At 42.8% G+C, this 20,453-nt stretch carries 16 protein-coding genes; all 16 read left to right on the top strand.

What is annotated here, in order from left to right; genetic code table 11:
* The first annotated feature begins 4 nt into the window (after positions 1-4).
* Positions 5-892, top strand: a complete 888-nt coding sequence (locus tag VYJ22_RS10720; RefSeq protein ID WP_329904055.1) for an ABC transporter ATP-binding protein — start codon at positions 5-7, stop codon at positions 890-892.
* Positions 893-911: 19 nt separating this feature from the next.
* A complete protein-coding gene (locus tag VYJ22_RS10715) occupies positions 912-1,580 on the top strand; it encodes a hypothetical protein (protein WP_329904053.1) in 669 nt (222 codons plus the stop codon).
* Between the two features lie 25 nt (positions 1,581-1,605).
* A complete protein-coding gene (locus VYJ22_RS10710; protein WP_329904052.1) occupies positions 1,606-2,847 on the top strand; it encodes a DUF4857 domain-containing protein in 1,242 nt (413 codons plus the stop codon).
* A 173-nt stretch (positions 2,848-3,020) separates the two neighbouring features.
* A complete protein-coding gene (locus VYJ22_RS10705; RefSeq protein WP_329904050.1) occupies positions 3,021-4,235 on the top strand; it encodes an aminotransferase class V-fold PLP-dependent enzyme in 1,215 nt (404 codons plus the stop codon).
* Positions 4,236-4,254: 19 nt separating this feature from the next.
* The gene (locus VYJ22_RS10700) at positions 4,255-4,830 is read left to right on the top strand and encodes a ribonuclease HII (RefSeq protein WP_329904049.1); all 576 of its coding nucleotides are present in this window, start codon (positions 4,255-4,257) and stop codon (positions 4,828-4,830) included.
* 56 nt (positions 4,831-4,886) lie between these two features.
* Positions 4,887-5,183 (top strand): hypothetical protein, encoded by a 297-nt coding sequence (locus VYJ22_RS10695; RefSeq protein WP_329904047.1) that lies wholly within the window; start codon positions 4,887-4,889, stop codon positions 5,181-5,183.
* A complete protein-coding gene (gene zapA / locus VYJ22_RS10690) occupies positions 5,183-5,506 on the top strand; it encodes a cell division protein ZapA (protein ID WP_329904046.1) in 324 nt (107 codons plus the stop codon). Before VYJ22_RS10695 ends, zapA begins: the two co-directional genes overlap by 1 nt.
* Positions 5,507-5,653: 147 nt before the next feature.
* A complete protein-coding gene (gene rny / locus VYJ22_RS10685) occupies positions 5,654-7,192 on the top strand; it encodes a ribonuclease Y (protein WP_329904044.1) in 1,539 nt (512 codons plus the stop codon).
* Positions 7,193-7,227: 35 nt separating this feature from the next.
* The gene (locus VYJ22_RS10680) at positions 7,228-7,932 is read left to right on the top strand and encodes a hypothetical protein (protein WP_329904043.1); all 705 of its coding nucleotides are present in this window, start codon (positions 7,228-7,230) and stop codon (positions 7,930-7,932) included.
* Between the two features lie 1,473 nt (positions 7,933-9,405).
* A complete protein-coding gene (locus VYJ22_RS10675) occupies positions 9,406-10,755 on the top strand; it encodes an IS4 family transposase (RefSeq protein WP_329903271.1) in 1,350 nt (449 codons plus the stop codon).
* A gap of 110 nt (positions 10,756-10,865) precedes the next feature.
* The gene (locus VYJ22_RS10670) at positions 10,866-12,080 is read left to right on the top strand and encodes an S-adenosylmethionine:tRNA ribosyltransferase-isomerase (RefSeq protein ID WP_329904042.1); all 1,215 of its coding nucleotides are present in this window, start codon (positions 10,866-10,868) and stop codon (positions 12,078-12,080) included.
* Positions 12,081-12,256: 176 nt separating this feature from the next.
* Positions 12,257-13,690: a TolC family protein gene (locus VYJ22_RS10665; RefSeq protein WP_329904041.1), complete on the top strand. Its 1,434-nt coding sequence runs from the start codon at positions 12,257-12,259 to the stop codon at positions 13,688-13,690.
* The gene (locus tag VYJ22_RS10660; RefSeq protein WP_329904040.1) at positions 13,687-14,724 is read left to right on the top strand and encodes an efflux RND transporter periplasmic adaptor subunit; all 1,038 of its coding nucleotides are present in this window, start codon (positions 13,687-13,689) and stop codon (positions 14,722-14,724) included. Before VYJ22_RS10665 ends, VYJ22_RS10660 begins: the two co-directional genes overlap by 4 nt.
* A 7-nt stretch (positions 14,725-14,731) precedes the next feature.
* Positions 14,732-17,860: an efflux RND transporter permease subunit gene (locus tag VYJ22_RS10655; protein WP_329904039.1), complete on the top strand. Its 3,129-nt coding sequence runs from the start codon at positions 14,732-14,734 to the stop codon at positions 17,858-17,860.
* Positions 17,857-18,159, top strand: coding sequence for a PG0541 family transporter-associated protein (locus VYJ22_RS10650; protein ID WP_329904038.1), 303 nt, complete (start codon positions 17,857-17,859; stop codon positions 18,157-18,159). The genes VYJ22_RS10655 and VYJ22_RS10650 overlap by 4 nt, the downstream gene beginning before the upstream one ends.
* A 231-nt stretch (positions 18,160-18,390) precedes the next feature.
* Positions 18,391-20,439, top strand: a complete 2,049-nt coding sequence (locus tag VYJ22_RS10645) for a glycoside hydrolase family 97 protein (RefSeq protein WP_329904037.1) — start codon at positions 18,391-18,393, stop codon at positions 20,437-20,439.
* Positions 20,440-20,453: the final 14 nt, after the last annotated feature.

Below are 20,453 nucleotides of genomic sequence, written 5' to 3'. Positions count from 1 at the left end.
AAATATGGACAAAGTTATACAGTGTCATAATATTACACATTATTATGGGACCAAATTGGTTTACGAGGATCTTTCTTTCGAGGTAGAGCGAGGCAAAGTACTTGGATTACTGGGAAAGAACGGTACAGGTAAGACTACCATAATCAACATCCTCAATGGTTTTCTCAAACCCCGCAGCGGAGAGTGTTATCTTTTGGGTGAAAACATCAAGACATTGAACCCTCATACCAAAGCAAGTATAGGGCTTTTGTTGGAGCAACATGTACAGTACTCGTTTTTTAATATTCAACAGATCGAGCGCTTTTACAGAGATTTCTATCCCCAGTGGAACGCAGAGGCTTACTATGATCTGATGAGCAAACTCAAGGTACAGCCCAATCAACCTATCAGTAAAATGTCGTGTGGGCAACGCTCCCAGGTTGCCTTGGGGTTACTTTTTGCTCAGGATCCTGAGCTTTTGATTCTGGATGACTTCTCTATGGGGCTTGACCCGGGCTATCGCAGGTTGTTTGTGGAATATTTGAGAGACTGGGCTCATGCCGGTAATAAGACTATTTTTCTGACCTCTCATATCATCCAAGATATGGAGTTCCTTATCGATGATTGTATGATTATGGACTATGGTAAACTCATGCTTCACAGACCTACCCGAGAGATTCTCGAGGGGTTTCACCGTTACAGAGTTTTGTTGCATCCTGAAGTCAAGATTTTAGAAAGTAAAGACTTCAAGTCTACTGAAAATAGAGGTGATGAGTGGTCCTTTTACTCATTCTTGTCCGAGCAAGAAGTGCTCGTAGAGCTCTCTCGTATGGGTATCACTCCCTTACAGCAAATGACAGTAGAGAGACTAAGCCTCGAAGATGCTTTTATTGGTCTTACAGGAAAATACTAACAGCAGAACGCAAAAAATCATGAATAAAAATATTTGTTATAAAGAATGGGCCAAAACCCGTCGTATCTTCTTTGTCTTACTCGTCTTCATGTTGGCAGCTTTCGTGTTTGAAAGCTCCAAGATGTACATAGCCGGAAGAGAAGTGGGCAATCTTTATCTCTGGCAATTGATGATTCTCAAAAACATGGTTCCTTTTATGACCCTGAAATTCTTCCCTATACTCGTTGGTATTCTTATAGCATGGGCGCAGTTTGGCCCAGAGTTGGGTAAGAAACGTCTCAAATTAACTTTGCATCTGCCCCTAAGCCACAACAAAGTTATTTCTGACATGCTATTGTTTGGCGGGATCTTGGTGCTTATTATCAATGTACTATCCTTCGGCTTATTTATACTGTGGTGCATAACTATTTATCCGTATGAGGTTATTATTGCCTGGGTTTATACTGCCTTGCCACTTATCATAAGCAGTTGTGTAGCTTATTTGTCCATGGTATGGGTGATGATTGAGCCCAAATGGAGCCAAAGGATCATTAATGTTCTGGTTGCATTGGGAGCTTTGTCTTTATTCTTCTTATCGCACGAGCCCACAGCTTATAATCCGTCGTTATGGATAATTGCGCTATTGATCCCTCTTTTCGGATCTTTTGTGTGGATTTCCCTGCGTCATTTTGTGGACGGTATTGAATAGATAAAAAACTAAAAGACAAACGAAAATGAAAAATAGTATCAAAATCATATATCTCCTCTTTGTGGCCTTATTGGCATCTTGGCTTATACCGAGTGCTGTACGCTTTATTACTTATTCCTATGATAGGTTTCCCATGATTCATTACAGCTCCATTGCCAAGCGGTTTATGATGACTGTAAATGAGGGAAAAGGTAAGACGCAATACAAGGATGTCAATGGTAATAAATACACCGAAAAAAGTTATTACGCTTTACAGCCTATGCTCTTTTACCGTCAACTTATTATGGATGGCAACCTCCCAGATAGTGTGGATGGTGTGTCTATTTCGCCGGAATTTATCGGTAAGCACACATTTACTTTCCGTTACAAGCCTGAGGAGAAGAATGCAGCAGGCATAGCACTCTATCCTATGTATGAATCGGAGTCAGGCAAGGTCAATCTTTCTGATCCTACCGATATGTTTCGCTTGCGTAATACTTTCGCTTTTATCGAGAGTGCCGATAATAAAATCAACAAACCTAAAAGTGCTCTTTTTGATCAGGCCCTGAAACAAAAAGGCTTTTCTTATCCTGCTCAGTGGGCAGTAGGTATTCCTTATGCCAAAAAGCCTTTTGATGATGGTTATTTCAGCTTGGATTCACAGGGCAAACTTTTTCAGATTAAACTAGCCCGAGGCAATGCAGTTGTGAATGATACGCGTGCCTCGCAGCGTATCAAAGTAAAGTATATGATGCCGATTTCCGTCAAAGATCATACATTGCTGGGTTTTGTAGTGAGTGAAGACAATGCTCTCTATGCCTTATTCAACAAAAACTTTGGCTTAAGAAAAGTGCTTGAGCATTTCGATGTGGATAAAGATAAACTCAGCATTTTTGCCAATCCGCTTTACTGGACACTATGGGTTGATAATCAAAACGGACGTACAGCCTATGCCCTTGATGCCAGAAGTTTTACCTTGGTCGATCATTATCAGCTCCATCCTAAAACTAAGGTTTGGGAGCAAATCCATAGCTGGATTTTTCCTTTCAGACTGACCTTCAAAAACCCTAATTCCGGCTTTATTGCTCCTCGACTTATTGATTTCAGTGCCAAGAGCCTTTTATTAAATCTGTTTTTGGTGATTGTTTTCCTCTGTGTCCATCGTCGTAGATGTGACTCAAGATACCTTACATTCACGTCCGTATTGATAGCAATATTCGGAGTCTTCGGCTTTATTGCCGCTTTGTGCAATACCGATAGGAATCTCAAGTCCATTGACTATATCTGATTCTCGTCTATTCAATTCTATATTCTGCTCCCTGCTTGAAAATACTCTTGTTAGAGGCATTTTCAGGCGGGGAGTTTTTTTTATGTTATTTGCAATTGCATTATAATGTGGGCGATGATATGCATATCAAGAATAATATTCATAAATTAGTTTTATGATTATCTTTGTTTATTATGTTTGATATAAATACAATCAGGGATCAATTCCCTATACTTAATACCCGGGTTTATAATAAACCCTTGATATATTTGGATAGTGCCGCTACTACCCAGAAGCCTTTACGTGTACTTGCCAAGATAGAAGAGTCGTATCGTACAGCCAATGCCAATGTACACCGCGGAGTGCATTATTTGAGTCAGGAAGCAACAGAAAGGCATGAAAATGCCCGCAAGGTTGTGGCTCGTTTTATCAATGCACCTGATCCTGCGGAATTACTTTTTACCCGAGGTACTACGGAGTCGATCAATCTGGTCGCATTCTCTTTTGGCGAGGTCTTTGTACATGATGGTGACGAAGTAGTTATAAGCACTATGGAGCATCACTCCAATATTGTACCTTGGCAGATGATGTGCGAGCGCAAGGGAGCTTCGCTCAAAGTAATAAAAATCAATGATCGGGGAGAGCTGGATTTGGAACACTTCAAATCCTTGCTCAATGAGAAAACCCGCATCGTGGCGGTAACCCATGTTAGTAACGTGTTGGGTACTATCAATCCCGTCAAGGAAATCATAGCCGAGGCTCATCGACACAATATCCCCGTACTCATCGACGGAGCTCAGGGTATAGCTCATGCTTCTGTCGATGTACAGGATCTGGATGCCGATTTTTATGCTTTCAGCGCACACAAAATCTATGGCCCCACAGGCATAGGAGCTTTGTATGGCAAAAGGTCTCTTTTAGACGCTATGCCGCCTTATCAAGGAGGTGGCGAGATGATTTCCAAAGTAACCTTTGAGCATACGACTTACAACGAACTTCCGTATAAGTTCGAAGCCGGTACTCCCGATTTTGTAGGCTCTACGGCTTTTGCCGAAGCTCTTCAATTTGTGAATGAGATCGGCTTGGATGTTATTATCAAGCATGAGCATGACTTGCTTACATACGCTACAGATCAGCTGTTGGAGATCCCTGAAGCTAAGGTTATAGGTACCGCACCCGGTAAGGCCGGTGTATTGTCATTTGCTATCGGAGACAAACATCCTTATGATATAGGTATGTTGCTCGATCGTATGGGGGTAGCTATCCGTACGGGGCATCACTGTGCCGAGCCTTTGATAGAGCATTTTGGCTACCATGCATTAGCGAGAGCTTCTTTGGGAGTTTATAATACCCCGGAAGAAGTAGATATATTCATCTCTTCGTTGAAGAGAGCCGTAAACATGCTTTAGAGCTTAGGGGGAAGGCAATATGCTTGAAAGCTTTTTTCTTGACGACGGACTTGTCGAGTGTGGTTGTGACGAGGCCGGCAGGGGTTGCTTGGCAGGCCCTGTATTTGCTGCCGCCGTTATTTTGCCACCCACTTTTTACCACCCATTACTCAATGACTCCAAGCTACTCACCGAACGCAAACGTTATTTGCTTCGCCCTGTGATCGAGCAGACCGCACTGGCATGGGCGGTGGGTATTTGCAGTCCTGAAGAAATAGATGAGATCAATATCTTGCATGCATCTTTCAAAGCTATGCACAAAGCTATTGACTCCTTGACCATCAAGCCTGATAGGCTGCTTATCGATGGTAACAGATTTGATCCGTACCCGAGTATAATGCATACATGCGTTATCAAGGGCGACGGTAAGTATGCTTCTATAGCAGCGGCTTCCATTCTGGCCAAAACCTATAGAGACGATTATATGAGAGGCAGGGCAGAGGATTATCCGGCCTATGATTGGTGCACAAACAAAGGGTACCCTACAAAGGCTCATCGTGCCGCAATAGAAATATTCGGATTAACTCCTTTGCACAGAAAAACATTCAAAATGTAGTGATTTAATAAATTTATCAAAGTAATTAGTTACTTTTGCATTATAAAGGTGGAGCTATGACTGATCGGGAACAATTAAACCTTTTGAGGCTCGAAAGTAATATTCGAAAGCTGATGGGTTTGGTTCGTGCGCAGCAGGATGAGATTGAGTCCTTGCGCAAGACAATTCTCTGTCAGGAAAACCAACTTAAGGAATTTGACGAATTGCTTAAAATAGCAGAAACAAAGAATAGGACATTACTGACAGCCAAAGCTCTTTCAGCTGAGGATAAAGAGGTGAAAGATGCCAAAGCTCGTTTGGCAAAATTAATCAGAGATGTTGACAAGTGCATAGCACTTTTAGAAACCGAATAATGTTGAAGCCCGAAAGCGAAAATAATATTCAGCGTATCAACTTGGTGATAGATTCCAATCACTTGACCATGTTGATTCCCAGAGACGAAGAGCCTTTGTTCAGAAGAGCAGGCTCGTTTATCTCGGGTAGGCTCGAAGGCTATCGCCATAAATATCCCAATGAGTCGACTATCCCTGCAAACGGATATCTGATGATGACAGCCGTGGATGCTGCTTATCATTATCACAGACTCAAGGCCGAAAAGAATCAGGAAGCTCTGCACCGTAAGGTGGAGGAACTCAATGAATCTATTGAGGATTTTCTGCTTCGTTATCATCGTTAATCTGTGACCTGTTCTTAGATTTCTATCCCGTTACTTCCTTGTGTTTTTCATGGCCACAAAGCTCTCGTCAATGAAAGTTTCGCCTTAAACGTTACAGTAAAAACAGGATATTATAACAAGAATAATTAGCTAAAGAATTATTAGAATATGGGAATAGGATCAATATTGCTTATTGCCTTTGCTTTTGTTTTGGGAGCGGCTGCCATGTGGTTTTTGAATGAGCGTATCCTCAAGCAGAAAAGAGAGACAATACTAGAAGACGCAAAAAGAGAATCGGAAGTCCTGAAGCAAAAAAAGCTTTTGGAAGTAAAAGAAAAGTTCCTCCAGCTCAAGGGTGAGCTCGAACAACAAGTTTCTCAGCGTAGCAACAAACTCAAACAAGTAGAATCAAAGCTCAAAAACCGTGAGCATTCTTTGAACCAAAGACAGGACGAACTCTCCAAAAGAAATGCAGAGATAGACGCCATCAAAGAAAACCTTACAGCCCAGTTGGGTATCATCGATAAGAAAAAAGTAGAGCTTGAAGACCTCAGAGTCAAAGAGCTTGAGCATCTCGAATCTCTCAGCGGACTATCTGCCGAGGAAGCCAAAGATCGGTTGGTAGACAGCTTGAAGAGCGAGGCCAAAGACCAAGCAGAGGCTTATGTGTCTGAGATACTCGAGGAGGCTAAGATGACAGCCAACAAAGAGGCTAAGCGCATCGTGATACAATCTATACAGCGTGTAGCTACAGAGACCGCCATAGAAAACTCAGTGACTGTATTCCATATCGAAAGCGATGAGATCAAAGGACGTATCATCGGTCGCGAAGGTCGTAACATACGTGCTCTCGAAGCTGCTACCGGTATAGAGATCATCGTAGATGATACCCCCGAAGCTATAGTGCTCAGCGGGTTCGATCCCGTGCGTCGCGAAGTGGCACGTTTGGCTCTGCATCAGTTGGTGCAGGATGGACGTATACACCCCGCCCGTATTGAGGAAGTAGTAGCAAAGGTGAAAAAACAAGTAGAAGAAGAGGTGATAGAAACCGGTAAGCGCACGGTGATAGACTTAGGTATTCACGGCATGCACCCGGAACTCATCAGGATGATAGGTAAGATGAAGTATCGTTCTTCTTACGGCCAAAACTTACTACAGCACTCTCGTGAAACAGCCAATCTGTGCGCCATCATGGCGTCTGAGTTAGGACTCAATCCCAAGAAAGCCAAGAGGGCAGGTCTGCTACACGATATCGGTAAGGTGCCCGATGACGAACCCGAATTGCCACACGCACTTTTGGGAATGAAGCTTTGTGAGAAGTTCAAGGAGAAACCTGATATATGCAATGCTGTAGGAGCTCACCATGATGAGATAGAGATGACTTCTCTCATTGCTCCCATAGTACAGGTGTGCGACGCTATCAGCGGAGCTCGTCCCGGAGCTCGCCGTGAGATCGTAGAGGCTTACATCAAGCGCCTCAACGATTTGGAACAGCTTGCACTCTCATATCCCGGAGTAGTCAAGACGTATGCTATACAGGCTGGTCGTGAGCTGCGTGTAATAGTGGGTGCCGATAACACAGACGATGCCTCTATCGCTACCTTGTCAGGTGAACTGGCAAAACGTATTCAGGACGAAATGACTTATCCCGGACAAGTAAAAATAACAGTGATACGTGAAACTCGATCAATAAGTTATGCCAAATAAAATACTTAACTAATAACTATACTTTCAATTAACTCATGAAAAAGCTTATCTCTATTTTCACGCTTTTTCTCTTGGTTGCAGGCACTGTATTTGCTCAGTCTTCCAAGGACAAAGTGTATTATCTCAAGAATGGCTCTATTATAAAAGGACACGTGATTGATACCCGCAAAGACGGTAGTCTGGTAATAGAGACTTCTGATGGTAATGTGGTTTTATTCAAGAAATCTGATATCAGCAGGGAAGAAGAGGACTGGGACAAAAACGTTCTGCTTTTTGATTCTTCCGAGACTTTAGGTTACAGAGGTTTTGTCGAAATAGGGTTGGTACCTGCGGTTCCTTCTTTCTCTATCTACACCTCACACGGATATCAGATCAATAAAAACTTTTTTGCAGGGCTTGGAGCCGGTTTTGACTTTATCAGTGAAAATCATAACAACAGTTTTACAGGCTTTTCAATCTTCGGTAATCTGCGTGGTGAAATGACTGACCGTCAGCTTGCTCCGTATGCCGATATCAAAGCGGGATTCGGGTTGAGCAAGCTCAATGGCTTTCTCGGCGAGTTCACTGTAGGTGGGCGCTATGCGATAGAGACGGAGAGCATACCCTTGGCTCTGTATGTAGGTCTTGGATACTCCATCAAGGGGGGCGATACTACAGAACTGTATGAGGATAAAACAACTGTCAGAAAATATAGAAAAAGCTACAATGGTCTTATTCTCAAGGCCGGTATTGAGTTTTAGGTTTCTATAGTCATAACCCTTTCATATTCCTGAAATCCGCTTATGAGCGGGTTTCAGGTTTTTTATTATATGATGAGTCCGGGGGTAAATATATTCTTGTTTAAAGGGCTTTTCTTGCCTCTAATCCCTTTTAAGACTGTTGCAAAAGTCAACAGTCTCGTGGATTATGGAGGCAAAGCCGACAAGAGACACTTTGACCGGGCAGAGAGGGTAAAGTGCAAGGCGCTAAGAGTGAGTGCACAGGGAGTTTACTTCAGGTAAATGACCAAGCGCGAATCTCGCAAGCAACGAAGCAATTTGCCTGCTATGCAACGGTCTCTTTTGCTTCGGCGGGGAATTTATCCCTTTTGCATCTGATTTTTTGTGAAAAACGGGTGCTCGTCGCTTTCAATATGTTACCATTACATGGCTATAACGGCATAGAGTATAAGAGAAGCAACGTGTTACAGCTGTGATAAGGTAATGAGTGTGACATTGTGATACTTAATTTTCTAAAGATATAGATTTTTCCTGTCTCGATAAGTTATTACAATAAGGTATTGTGAGCTGATATACTGGTGTTTTCTTTCTGAAACGTATAATAACGGTGTTGCTTTCGTGTTTTAGTTAAAACGTTTTCGTGTTTTAGCTGTAATGTTTTGGTGTCTTAACTAAAACGCTGTCGTGTCTTAACTAAAACACGGAAACATTTTAACTAAAATACGGACACAAAGCAGCTATAATATTTGCATAAAACCAAAGGAGAGCTCTAGGTTATCAACCTTGAGCCCTCCTTTTTTATTTTATGTAAAAAGATGGATTATTTGATGTGGATAATAAAATCAATTGATTGATCTTTCTGCAATACGGTATCTCCAAGGTACTTATAAGTATACAGATGTAAATTTCGGTGTAGCAATTGGCTTGTTTTGATGTAAGTAAGGATGAGTAAGATATTGCTCAGCACATTTAATGTGTATATATCTCTCGGTCAATACAAGCTTATTACTCTCCCAAATATCGTAGTGCATTTTTTGTATCATCACCATGCTATGATATTTATTTATCACGGGTGGTATAGCTCCGTAGCTGTAGCATCCTGCTATCTCGGCTCTGTATAAACAGTGATTATAGAGATATGACGGCAAAGCACTCATGAGTGAAGACGGCGCCCCCATCACAGCAATAAGCCTGATGGCGATTAAAAGGCAATGTATTATTGTAATTGTAAGTATAGCCATGACAATATAAAACCGAAAGTAAATAGACGTAATAAATATATTTGAGGGGTGCTTGTCAGCAAAGATACAACAATGACACCCCCCTTGTCAAGCTAATCTATACACATATCTCAACGATTTAACATACTTTTATTCAATTTCTTGCATTGTATCCTCGTTGTTTTTTTCGTATCTTTATATATGTAACTTAACATTTTCAGGCGTCATAAAAGATGCACGTATCGCTAAGCGATTATATTTCGTCTTGGCAGCAATGACACGTCGTGTGGACGGGGTCATGAACAGTTGTTTTAAGAATCATGCAGAAAGGCAGGGGGCTTATCGACTCCTAAATAATAAAAGATGGAAAATGGATCAGTTTTTGGACTGCGTTACCGCAAATAGCGCACAATGTTGCAAAGATCTTAAGCATGTGCTTTGCATTCAGGATACTACAGAGTTTACTTTTGATAATATCAGTGGCCGATTAAACCCTAATGACGAAGATTATGGGTATGGAACCAACAAGAGTTCGGAGTACAGCATCTTTGCTCATCCTTGCTTGCTCTTTGACCCTGAGACGGAAACCCCTATGGGTTATAGTTCGATTGAGTTGTATAACAGAGATCGCAAAGACGCACGCCAGAAGAAACAGCTGCGTAAAAAAATTGGATTTAATGAGAAAGAATCGTCTCGTTGGGCTGCATCGGCTAAAATGGCAAACGCGAATTTGCCAGAAAATTTACGTAAAACCATGGTGGGTGATCGTGAGAATGATATCTACACCGTCATGAGTAAGACGTTGGAAGAAGGATGTGATTTTCTGATTCGCTCCATTCACAATCGGCTTCTCGAGGGAGATTCAAAATCTAAAAAAGAACGTATCATCGAATGGTTGGATAAACAACCGGTTAGTTTCAGTTGCACATCCCAGATCACTAGGCAAAATAGGCGTAAACCTCGCAAGGCGTTGTTCGACGTCAAATATGCACCAGTCACTTTCGGCAACACAGGTAATGGTAAAGACGATGTTTCAAAGAGTATTAGCTGCCACTACGTTCATGTCAGAGAAGATGCCGGTAGCGTTCCCGAGGGTGAAAAGCCTATCGAATGGCGTTTGCTCACCTCGCACGAAGTAAAGAGTAAGGAAGATGCACTCCGGATTATACAGTGGTACAAGTATCGATGGCATATCGAAGAAGTCTTTAGATTAATGAAAACCAAAGGCTTGGGTATTACCTCTGCCCAATTAGAAAACGGTATGGCGATGAAAAAGCTTATGGCAATGGGGTTCTATGTTGTGCTAAAGTGTATGACTCTAAAGAAAAAATATGACACTGCCAATGAGAGCGTTTCATGTAATCGACTCTTTACAGAGGAAGAGTGCGAGATGCTGCATCTAGAGATGGAAATGCTACATAAAGAGTCTCCTCGATCAAAAGATGGGAATAATCCTTTTCGGGAAGATTCGTTAGCTTGGGCTTCGTGGATAATAGCCCGACTGGGATCATGGAAAGCTTATGTAAAATCTGGCGGACCTCCAGGATATAATACCATATGCAAAGGTCTAAAGGTTTTCCATGAGCACCTCACTGTACTATCTTTCATGAAACAAAAAAATTAAAAGATGTGTATAAAGATTAGCTTGTCAAGAGGTGAGATCGTTTTTTGTGTAGAAAAATATTATAATGCATTTACATACTATTATACTTATTTTAAGTACTTTTGCGTAGTATGGAAACAGAGCAAATTTCGATTATAGATTACGATTATAATCTTCCTGATGACAGAATAGCCAAATATCCACTCACCGAGCGAGATTCATCTAAATTACTCGTCTACCGTAAAGGTGATATTTCTTATACATCATTCAGTGATTTGCCTGATGTATTGCCCATTGATACTTTATTGGTGCGCAATAATACACGGGTTATACGTGCACGACTTTTGTTTCGGAAGGATACCGGTGCGCAGGTCGAGGTTTTTTGTCTTGACCCTATCAACCCTCATACTTACGAATTGTCTTTGCAGTCACATATCGGATGTTCTTGGCATTGTATGTTAGGTAATGCCAAGAGGTGGAAGGAGGCTCCGCTGCACAAAACCATTGAGCATCCTGATGGCAACATCACCCTCACTGCACATAGGTTGGATACCGATACTGTGCATTTTACATGGGATCGTGAGCAGTATACCTTTGGAGACATCTTGGAGTTTATGGGCATCTTGCCTATACCGCCCTATCTCAATAGAGATACGGAGCAAACGGACCTCATCACTTATCAAACGGTATATGCCCGTGAGCAAGGTAGTGTGGCAGCTCCCACCGCAGGACTTCATTTTACTGAAAAGGTCAATGATGCTTTACAGCGTAGGGGGGTGGGTATACTGGATGTAACGCTACATGTGGGTGCAGGCACATTCAAACCCGTAAAAAGTGATACGATAGGAGAACACATGATGCACAAGGAGCTTGTTATTGTGGATTGTGATACCTTGCAAAAGATGCTTCAGGGCAAGGACAGGAGGGTTGTTGCCGTAGGTACTACCTCTGTGCGTACACTGGAGAGTCTGTATTGGTTGGGTGTGAAATTGATGGCTCAGCCCTCTCTTACGGCAGAGGAGTTGTGCGTAACACAGTGGGAGCCTTATCGAACAACGCAAGACCTTGTCTTGCCGGTCAAAGAGGATGCTTTGAAGGCGCTAGTGAGTTGGCTTGATCGCAACGATACATCCCAACTTGTATTTCCCACAGGTATCTTGATTGCTCCGGGCTATAGTTTTCGCATCGTGCAGGGGATGATTACCAATTTTCATCAGCCTCGCAGCACATTGCTTTTGCTCATTTCTGCTTTTATTGGTGAGGACTGGCGCAGAGTATATGACTATGCGATGCAAAACGGATTCAGATTCTTGAGCTATGGCGATAGTTCGCTACTTTTGCCCTGAGGCACCGGGGCAGGTTTGGAAAATCAGGTGCTTTGTCCCAAATAGAAAAGACGCTATTTCATAATTGTTAGATTAGCTGTTGAACATATCTTTAGTTATTCAAATTATATTATCGGAAATGCGTTGATAAGAGGGAGAATGAATGTTCATTTTCTGTTGAATAAAAGAGCTTTTTGATGAATAGAATATTAAAAAAGGAGTTGATACGGATTGTCAGGGTTTTTTCCGTATTGTCAATATCATCCATCTGTTGTAGCATGCAGTTGGCTGCCAATACTCAAAAGAAGGATAGTACCTTGGTACTCTCACTCGATGATGCCGTGAGAGTAGCTCTCAGTGAGAATCCCAAAATAAAAGTAGCGGATCTGGAGATTGTAAAAAAGAATTACGATCATAAAAAGACGTGGAGCAAATTTCTGCCTCAAATCGATTGGAATACCAATTATTCTTACACCATTAAGAAGCAGAAAATGTATTTCGACGGTATGCCGGGAATGCCTACCAAAGGAGAGCCGGTGGCTTTCGAGGTGGGACAAACTCATAATATACAGACGGGGGTGCAGGCGGGTATTCCTATCATTGCACCGCAGTTATGGAGCACGTTGGCTGTGACGGAAAAAGACATTGAGCTTTCCAAAGAGAAATCGAGAGGTAGCAAGATAGATCTTGTGGCTGAAGTGAAGAAGGCATATTACAGCATACTCCTGGCCAAAGACTCCTATGAGGTATTTAAGCGTAGCCATGATAATGCCACTCTCAATTATAACCAAATCAAAGAAAAGTTTGACAGAGGATTGGTGGCGGAGTTCGATCTGTTGCGTAGCGATGTGCAACGGAGAAATATTGAGCCCAATATGGTGCAGGCCGAGCAGTCTGTTGACTTGGCGAAGGCTCGTCTCAAAGTTCTGCTTGATCTGGATCAGAATTACAACATCATAATCAAGGACTCTCTGACACATTACAAAGACGACCTGATCTCAAAAAGTCTGGCACCTGTGGATACTATACTTACCAATAACTCTGCTCTACGCCAGTTGAGTATACAGCAAGGACAACTCAAGGACAACCTCAAGATAAGTAAACTGGCTTATCTCCCCACTTTGTCATTGGGTTTTTTGTACAACTATAATTACATGAGTAATAAGTTCAATTTGGACGATAGCAAACGCTGGACACCTTATTCAATGCTCAACCTCACCCTGAAAATTCCATTGTTTAGCGGAGGTGATAGGTATTACAGTGTCAAAGCTAATAAGATATCACTACAACAAATGGAGATGTCGCGCCATGATGCTGAGCAACAGACACGGCTGGGTATCCTCAATGGACGCACGCAGCTCAAGAATGCCGTGCAGCGATATATTGCTGCCGAACAAGCGGTACGTATGGCCAAAAAAGGATATCAGATTGCCCAAGTGAGGTATAAAACGGGAGAAAGCACTCTGGTAGAACTCAATGATGCGGATCTGGCTCTGTTGCAAGCGGAGCTGAACTATAATCAAGCGATATATGATTTTATGGTGGCACGTGCGGAAATGGATAAACTTTCCGGAGTGGAACCCATCTATACATACAAGAATAATTCTCAAATAAACAACAGTCTCAGATGAATAAGAGATTTATATTTTCGGGTATCATAGCTCTGATGGTTGTGACACCGATGTTCAATTCTTGTGGCAATAAAGCGGATAACAAGAAAGCACAAGACTCCACAGAATCAGCAGCAAAGTTGGTAGATACGGCATCGGTGATTACCGGTTCCATTAATATAGAAGAAGAGTTTACCGCTGCCATAATTTCCAAAGTGAAGAACAATATCTCAGCTCAGATGGGAGGGCGTGTAGAAAAGATCTATGTGAAAGTAGGTGATCGGGTCAGTCAGGGGCAAGCTTTGGCTCGGATGGAAGGCTCTCAGCTCTCACAGATCAGAGTGCAACTGGATAAGGCGAAGACTGATTTTGCCAGAATGGATGAGCTGTACAAGATAGGAGGCATATCCAAGTCTCAGTGGGAATCAGCCAAGACAGCCATGGAGATAGCTCGCTCGCAGTATGGTAATCTCGCTCAGAACACTTCTCTTCGCAGCCCTATATCAGGTCTTGTCACAGCCAAGAACTATGATGATGGTGATGTGACCTCACCACAGCTTCCTATACTTACCGTGGAGCAGATATCTCCGGTGAAGTTGGTGATCAATGTATCAGAAGACTATTATAAATCACTCAAACTCAAAATGCCGGTAAATATAACAGTGGATGCACTGGGCGATAAACCTTTCGAGGGATATGTATCGCTTATTCATCCTACGATAGACCCTATGTCTCACACTTTCACTGTGGAGATAGAAATTGCCAATAAAGACCAGCAGATAAGACCGGGAATGTATGCCCGTGTGAATATGAGTTTTGGAAACAAGGAGTCTGTGCTGGTACCTTACCAGTCTGTAATGAAGCAGCCGGGCAGCGGAGATAGATATGTATATCTCTATGATGAAGGCAAAGCTCACTACTGTAAAGTGGAGGCCGGTAAGGTGCAGGGTAAATACTTCGAGGTGATCTCGGGTTTGAAGCCCGGCCAAGTGGTCATCACTGCGGGCTTGAATAATCTTACGGACGGTGGAACCGTAAAAATAAAGAAGGGATAATGCAATTATGAGTATTTATGAAATTGCCGTCAAGAAACCGGTAACCACAAGTCTCATCTTCATAGGGATATTTGTTTTAGGCTTATTTTCGCTTACACGGCTATCAACCTCTTTGATGCCGGATATCGAGACTAATAATATCATGGTGCTGACTTCGTATAACGGAGCTAGTGCAGAGGATATCGAAACGAATATAACGAAGCCACTGGAGAATGTGCTCAACGGTATCAGTAACCTGAAGCATATTACGTCAAAAAGCCAGGATAACATCTCTGTAATAACCTTGCAGTTTGAGGCGGGAACGGATATTGCCGAGGCTACCAACGATGTGCGCGATAAGCTGGACTTCATATCGAACCTGCTCCCGGATGAAGTAGGGCGTCCTATGATCTTTAAGTTCGGTTCCAATGATATTCCTGTTACGGTACTATCGGCGGAAGCCAAACAGAGTACAGGATCTCTCAAAAAAATACTGGAGAATCAACTTACCAATCGCTTGGCTCGCATCGATGGTGTGGGTACGGTATTGGTGGTAGGAACCGTAAACAGGGAGATTCAGATCTATTGTGACCCATACAAGTTACAGGCTTACAATATCCCTATAGCTCAAATAGCTCAGATCGTAGGCGCTGAAAACCGTAACATCTCTACGGGGCTTATTGATGTGGGTTCGCAGACCAACTCTCTCAGAGTACAAGGTGAGTTGAGAGACCCCAAAGAGCTCGAAAGCCTTGTGATAGCCAATTATCAAGGCCATAATGTGTACTTGAGGGATGTAGCTCGTGTTGTAGATACAGAGGCTGAACGCCAGCAGGAGATCTATGCCAATAATAACCGTGGTGCTATCATTGTAGTACGTAAGCAAGCTGATGCCAATGCGGTGAAGATATCACAAGCTATAGCCAAAGCTCTCCCTGAGATCAGAAGCGGCCTGCCCTCTGATGTCAAGGTGAAATATGTAGTGGATACTTCTACTTTTATCGTAAAGACGATAGATAGCCTCAAGAGCACTATCTTCATTACTTTCCTTGTAGTTATGTTAGTGGTGTTGTTCTTCTTAGGGCGTTGGCGAGCGACTATTATCATTGTTATCACTATCCCTATATCATTGATAGGAGCGTTTATATACCTGATGGCTACAGGCAATACTCTCAATATTATATCGCTTAGCTCCCTATCCATAGCTATAGGTATGGTGGTGGATGATGCTATTGTGGTGCTTGAGAATATCACCAAGCATATAGAGCGGGGTAGTTATCCCAAGCAAGCTGCAGTGCATGCTACCAATGAGGTGGGTATTTCGGTAATAGCTTCTACTTTGACTATGTTGGCGGTATTCCTTCCGCTCACGATGGTGCAGGGCTTTACGGGAATATTGTTCCGTCAGTTGGGATGGATTGTGAGTATCGTGATGATAGTATCTACCATAGCAGCTTTGTCGTTGACTCCGATGCTGTGTTCGCTTTTACTCAAACGTAATCCCAAGCAGTCTCGCTTGCAAAAGAAGATATTCACACCGATTGATAAGTTCCTCGACAAAGTGGATACTTATTACGGGCGTTTCTTGCATTGGGGGGTGCATCACCGCACATTGGTTATTTTGGGAACATTGGGATTATTTATTTTGACTCTCATGATGTCTCCATTGCTTAAGACGGAATTTATGCCGGAAGCAGACAACTCTTATCTTACAGCGACGGTGGAGCTCCCTGTGGGAACTAATATGCCTATTGCCAAAGAGGTGGGACAGCGTATCTATGACCGATGGATCAAAGAGGTCAAAGAGATTGATGTATGTACCATGACGGCAGGGCAGGCTGATGAGGACAACAGTATGTCTGCAATCAATGAAAACGGAAATAACATCCTCTCTTTCTACATAAATCTTTTGCCACGGTCCGAGCGTGAGCGTGGTATTGGTGAGATCTCTGCTCAGTTGCGTAAGATAGTGGATGATTTCCCCGAAGTATCAAGCTATACCATAGGCTCAGGCCAAGGAGGAGGAGCCACAGGTCAAGCTAATGTGAAGATAGATATCTTTGGACATGACTTTTTGGAGACGGACAAAGTGGCCAAGAAACTTTTGGATGACTTGCATAAGTCTAAAGCATGTGCCGAAGCCAATATCAGCCGTAAGGACTACAAACCGGAATATCGTATTGAGTTCGATAGGCAGAAGCTGGCCGATAATGGGCTTAATATCAGTAGTGCTGCTTCATTTGTGAAAGCGGGTTTGACGGGGAATATCGCTTCTTATTACAGGGAAGACGGTGAGGAGTATAAGATCAGGGTACATCTTGATCCTAAATTCCGTGAGTCTATGACGGACATATCCAACATCATGATATATACCCCACAGGGAAAAGGTATACGTCTCGGAGACTTGGCCAATATTGTAGAGCGTGATACTCCCCCGACCATCGATCGTAAGGACAGATCTCGTGTCGTGACAGTAACGGCCTCAGTGGCCAAAGGCGCAGCGCTGAGTGACTTGGTCAAGGATACCAATAAATCCATGAAGTCGATGCAAATCCCTTCAGGCATTACCTATACTATAGGGGGAACATATGAAGACCAGCAGAAATCTTTTGCCGATCTCGGTACGCTCATGCTACTTATCATACTGCTTGTGTTTATTGTGATGGCGGCACAGTTTGAGAGTCTTGTTGATCCTTTTGTGATTATGTTTGCTATTCCATTTGCTATAAGTGGTGTTATTATAGGTTTACTGTTGAGCGGAAAACCTTTTGGGGCCATGGCTCTGATAGGGCTTATCATGCTTATGGGTATAGTGGTGAAAAACGGTATCGTGCTTATCGACTATACAAGGCTCTGCCGTGAGCGAGGCATGGGTATCCTACAAGCTGTGACCACAGCCGGAAAATCGCGCTTAAGACCTGTATTGATGACTACCCTCACTACTATATTGGGTATGGTGCCGCTGGCAATAGGTATTGGCGAAGGCTCAGAGCTATGGCAACCCATGGGGATCACTGTGGCATGGGGATTGGCATTTTCGACACTTATTACACTGATCATTGTGCCCACAGTATATGCTTCCATATCCGGCATAGGAGTGAAAAGAGAACGTAAACGACTGGAGAAAAAACTCAAAGTAAAGCATCATAAAGCATGAAACAGCAGAAATGTATATTCATAACATATAATCAGGCATATCACCCATTGATATTGCGGATTCTTCACAAGAACACCCTGAAAGGTTATACTACTTGGACGGAGGTTGCCGGTCAAGGCTCTGCGGATGGTGAGCCGCATTTGGGTTCACACGCTTGGCCTACCATGAACTCTGCTATGATGGTGATATGTGACGAAGATAGGGTGGATGCGATATTGAGTGACCTGCATCAGCTCGATACCGCTACCCCGGAACAGGGACTTAGGGCTTTTGTAATGCCGGTGGAGAAGTCTATATGAGATTTTTCTGAAAGCTTCTCTTTTTATTACATAAATGATTTCTCCCGCATGTGCTTACAAAGCCACGCGGGAGTTTTTTATATAAATGTGTGTGTGGTTTTATGGTGAGGAGGGGATGATACAAGATGTTTGGACGTAGGGGCGTTATGAGGTATTGTGTTAAAGTGATATCGAATCTTGTTTGGTATTGTGGGATTATAACCTAATCTGATTTTGCCTATCTTTGCACTTATGAAACATCCTCATATACATCGCCAACTTATCTTGCTGTGCAGTGTGCTGTGCATAGTGTTTTCTTCATGCGGATATCCCCGCAAGCAACCGGTTGTAATCACTTCTCCCGACAATAGGCTTGCGGTAGAGTTTGTGTTGAATGATCACGGTGAGATGTTTTATAGCTTTAAAGTAGATGATTCTTTATTGATCGATAAGTCTCGTCTGGGATTTGTAGCATCCAGTGGGCAAAGGCTAAGCGATGGTTTTACACCTCTACTAGTGAGTACTGCCGGTGTAGATAGCTCTTACACCATGCCTTGGGGTGAAAATAAAGAAGTTCGTAACCGCTACAATGAGATGCGCATACCTCTTAAGAATGATGATGGAGGCTTAATGGAAGTTATTTTCAGAGTATTTGATGATGGTATGGCTTTTCGCTATGCTTATGAGACTAAGAATAAGGCTGATTCCGTAATGATCAAAGATGAATTGACTTCCTTTCGCTTTACTCACGATGCGCTTACATGGTCTATTCCCGCTAATGGGGATACATATGAATTGCTATACCGTAAATTAGCTCTTTCCAAACTTAAGGATGCCAATACGCCTATTACATTTAAATTCTCAGACTCGCTATACGTTTCGCTACATGAAGCGGCTCTCACGGATTTTCCTGAGATGACACTCAAAAAAGACCCTTCTAATGCTCTCGGACTGAAAGCGGAGCTTATCCCTCTGCCCGATGGTACTAAGGCCCGTATGGGGGCTTCGTTTGTGACACCTTGGCGCAGTATTATCATTGGCAGAAGAGCGATAGACTTGCCTGCCAGCAATGTATGGCTCAATCTCAATGAACCATCCAAAATAAAAGATACATCCTGGATAAAGCCCATGAAATACGTTGGTATTTGGTGGGGAATGCATTTGGGCTTAGAAACATGGACAATGGATGACAGGCATGGTGCTACCACTGAAAACGCCGTGAAGTATATTGATTTTGCTGCCGACAATGATATTCAGGCTGTACTTTTTGAAGGTTGGAACGAGGGCTGGGAAAACTGGGGCGGTAGCCAACACTTTTGTTATACTTGTCCATATGCCGATTTTAACATGGATAGCATAGTCAATTATGCGCAATCCAAAAATATTCAACTGATCGGTCACCATGAGACAGGTGGTAATATCCCCTATTACGAAAGTGTGCTCGATAGTGCTTTTGCTTGGTATGCTGCCCGTGGCGTAAATGTTGTAAAGACAGGTTATGCGGGTGCTTTTCCTGGTAAATATCTACATCATTCGCAGTATGGGGTACGCCACTATCGCAAGGTGGTGGAGACTGCCGCTAAATATAAAATAATGATAGATGCTCACGAACCCATTAAAGATACTGGTATAAGAAAAACTTATCCTAATATGATGACTCGTGAGGGTGCACGCGGAATGGAATGGAATGCTTGGAGCGAAGGTAACCCTCCCGAGCATCAGGCAATCTTGGCGTTTACACGCCTTTTATCAGGACCAATGGATTATACCCCCGGGATTTTTGATATAAAGCTAGAGAAGAGTAAGCAATCTCCCAAGCGTAAGAAATGGAATGGACTCGATAAAGGCAATAGCCGGGTAAACAGCACTCTTGCTAAGCAAATAGCTAACTGGGTAGTATTGTACTCTCCGCTACAGATGGCTGCAGATCAGATCGAGAACTATCAGGATCATCCTGCTTTTCGTTTTTTTAAGGACTATGATACCGACATCGATAGTTCATATCCCTTAGCCGGCGAGCCGGGAGAATTCTATGTGGTGGCAAGACGAGCAAAAGATAGATTTTTCTTGGGTGCTATAACCAATGAAAAAGCTAAGGAAGTAAATATCCCTCTCAACTTCTTGGAAAAAGGAGTGCAATATACAGCAACACGCTATATGGATACCGAGAAGTCACATTGGAGAACAAACCCTCTAGCCTATGAAATAGTAGAAGAGACTGTGGATGCCAATTCTAAGATAAACATTATGATGGCTCCCGGTGGGGGGCAAGCTATCACTTTTATTCCTATTAATCAGTAATACAATATTGTAAT

This window comes from Porphyromonas pogonae, assembly GCF_036320655.1.
Taxonomy (GTDB): domain Bacteria; phylum Bacteroidota; class Bacteroidia; order Bacteroidales; family Porphyromonadaceae; genus Porphyromonas; species Porphyromonas pogonae.
This window is presented reverse-complemented; position numbering and strand designations above follow the sequence as displayed.

Coding starts and splice junctions, on each gene's coding strand:
- VYJ22_RS10650 (WP_329904038.1), top strand. CDS start 17,857: ATGAAACAGCAGAAATGTATATTCATAACATATAATCAGGCATATCAC.
- rny (WP_329904044.1), top strand. CDS start 5,654: ATGGGAATAGGATCAATATTGCTTATTGCCTTTGCTTTTGTTTTGGGA.
- VYJ22_RS10680 (WP_329904043.1), top strand. CDS start 7,228: ATGAAAAAGCTTATCTCTATTTTCACGCTTTTTCTCTTGGTTGCAGGC.
- VYJ22_RS10720 (WP_329904055.1), top strand. CDS start 5: ATGGACAAAGTTATACAGTGTCATAATATTACACATTATTATGGGACC.
- VYJ22_RS10695 (WP_329904047.1), top strand. CDS start 4,887: ATGACTGATCGGGAACAATTAAACCTTTTGAGGCTCGAAAGTAATATT.
- VYJ22_RS10700 (WP_329904049.1), top strand. CDS start 4,255: ATGCTTGAAAGCTTTTTTCTTGACGACGGACTTGTCGAGTGTGGTTGT.
- zapA (WP_329904046.1), top strand. CDS start 5,183: ATGTTGAAGCCCGAAAGCGAAAATAATATTCAGCGTATCAACTTGGTG.
- VYJ22_RS10705 (WP_329904050.1), top strand. CDS start 3,021: ATGTTTGATATAAATACAATCAGGGATCAATTCCCTATACTTAATACC.
- VYJ22_RS10670 (WP_329904042.1), top strand. CDS start 10,866: ATGGAAACAGAGCAAATTTCGATTATAGATTACGATTATAATCTTCCT.
- VYJ22_RS10645 (WP_329904037.1), top strand. CDS start 18,391: ATGAAACATCCTCATATACATCGCCAACTTATCTTGCTGTGCAGTGTG.
- VYJ22_RS10675 (WP_329903271.1), top strand. CDS start 9,406: ATGACACGTCGTGTGGACGGGGTCATGAACAGTTGTTTTAAGAATCAT.
- VYJ22_RS10665 (WP_329904041.1), top strand. CDS start 12,257: ATGAATAGAATATTAAAAAAGGAGTTGATACGGATTGTCAGGGTTTTT.
- VYJ22_RS10655 (WP_329904039.1), top strand. CDS start 14,732: ATGAGTATTTATGAAATTGCCGTCAAGAAACCGGTAACCACAAGTCTC.
- VYJ22_RS10715 (WP_329904053.1), top strand. CDS start 912: ATGAATAAAAATATTTGTTATAAAGAATGGGCCAAAACCCGTCGTATC.
- VYJ22_RS10710 (WP_329904052.1), top strand. CDS start 1,606: ATGAAAAATAGTATCAAAATCATATATCTCCTCTTTGTGGCCTTATTG.
- VYJ22_RS10660 (WP_329904040.1), top strand. CDS start 13,687: ATGAATAAGAGATTTATATTTTCGGGTATCATAGCTCTGATGGTTGTG.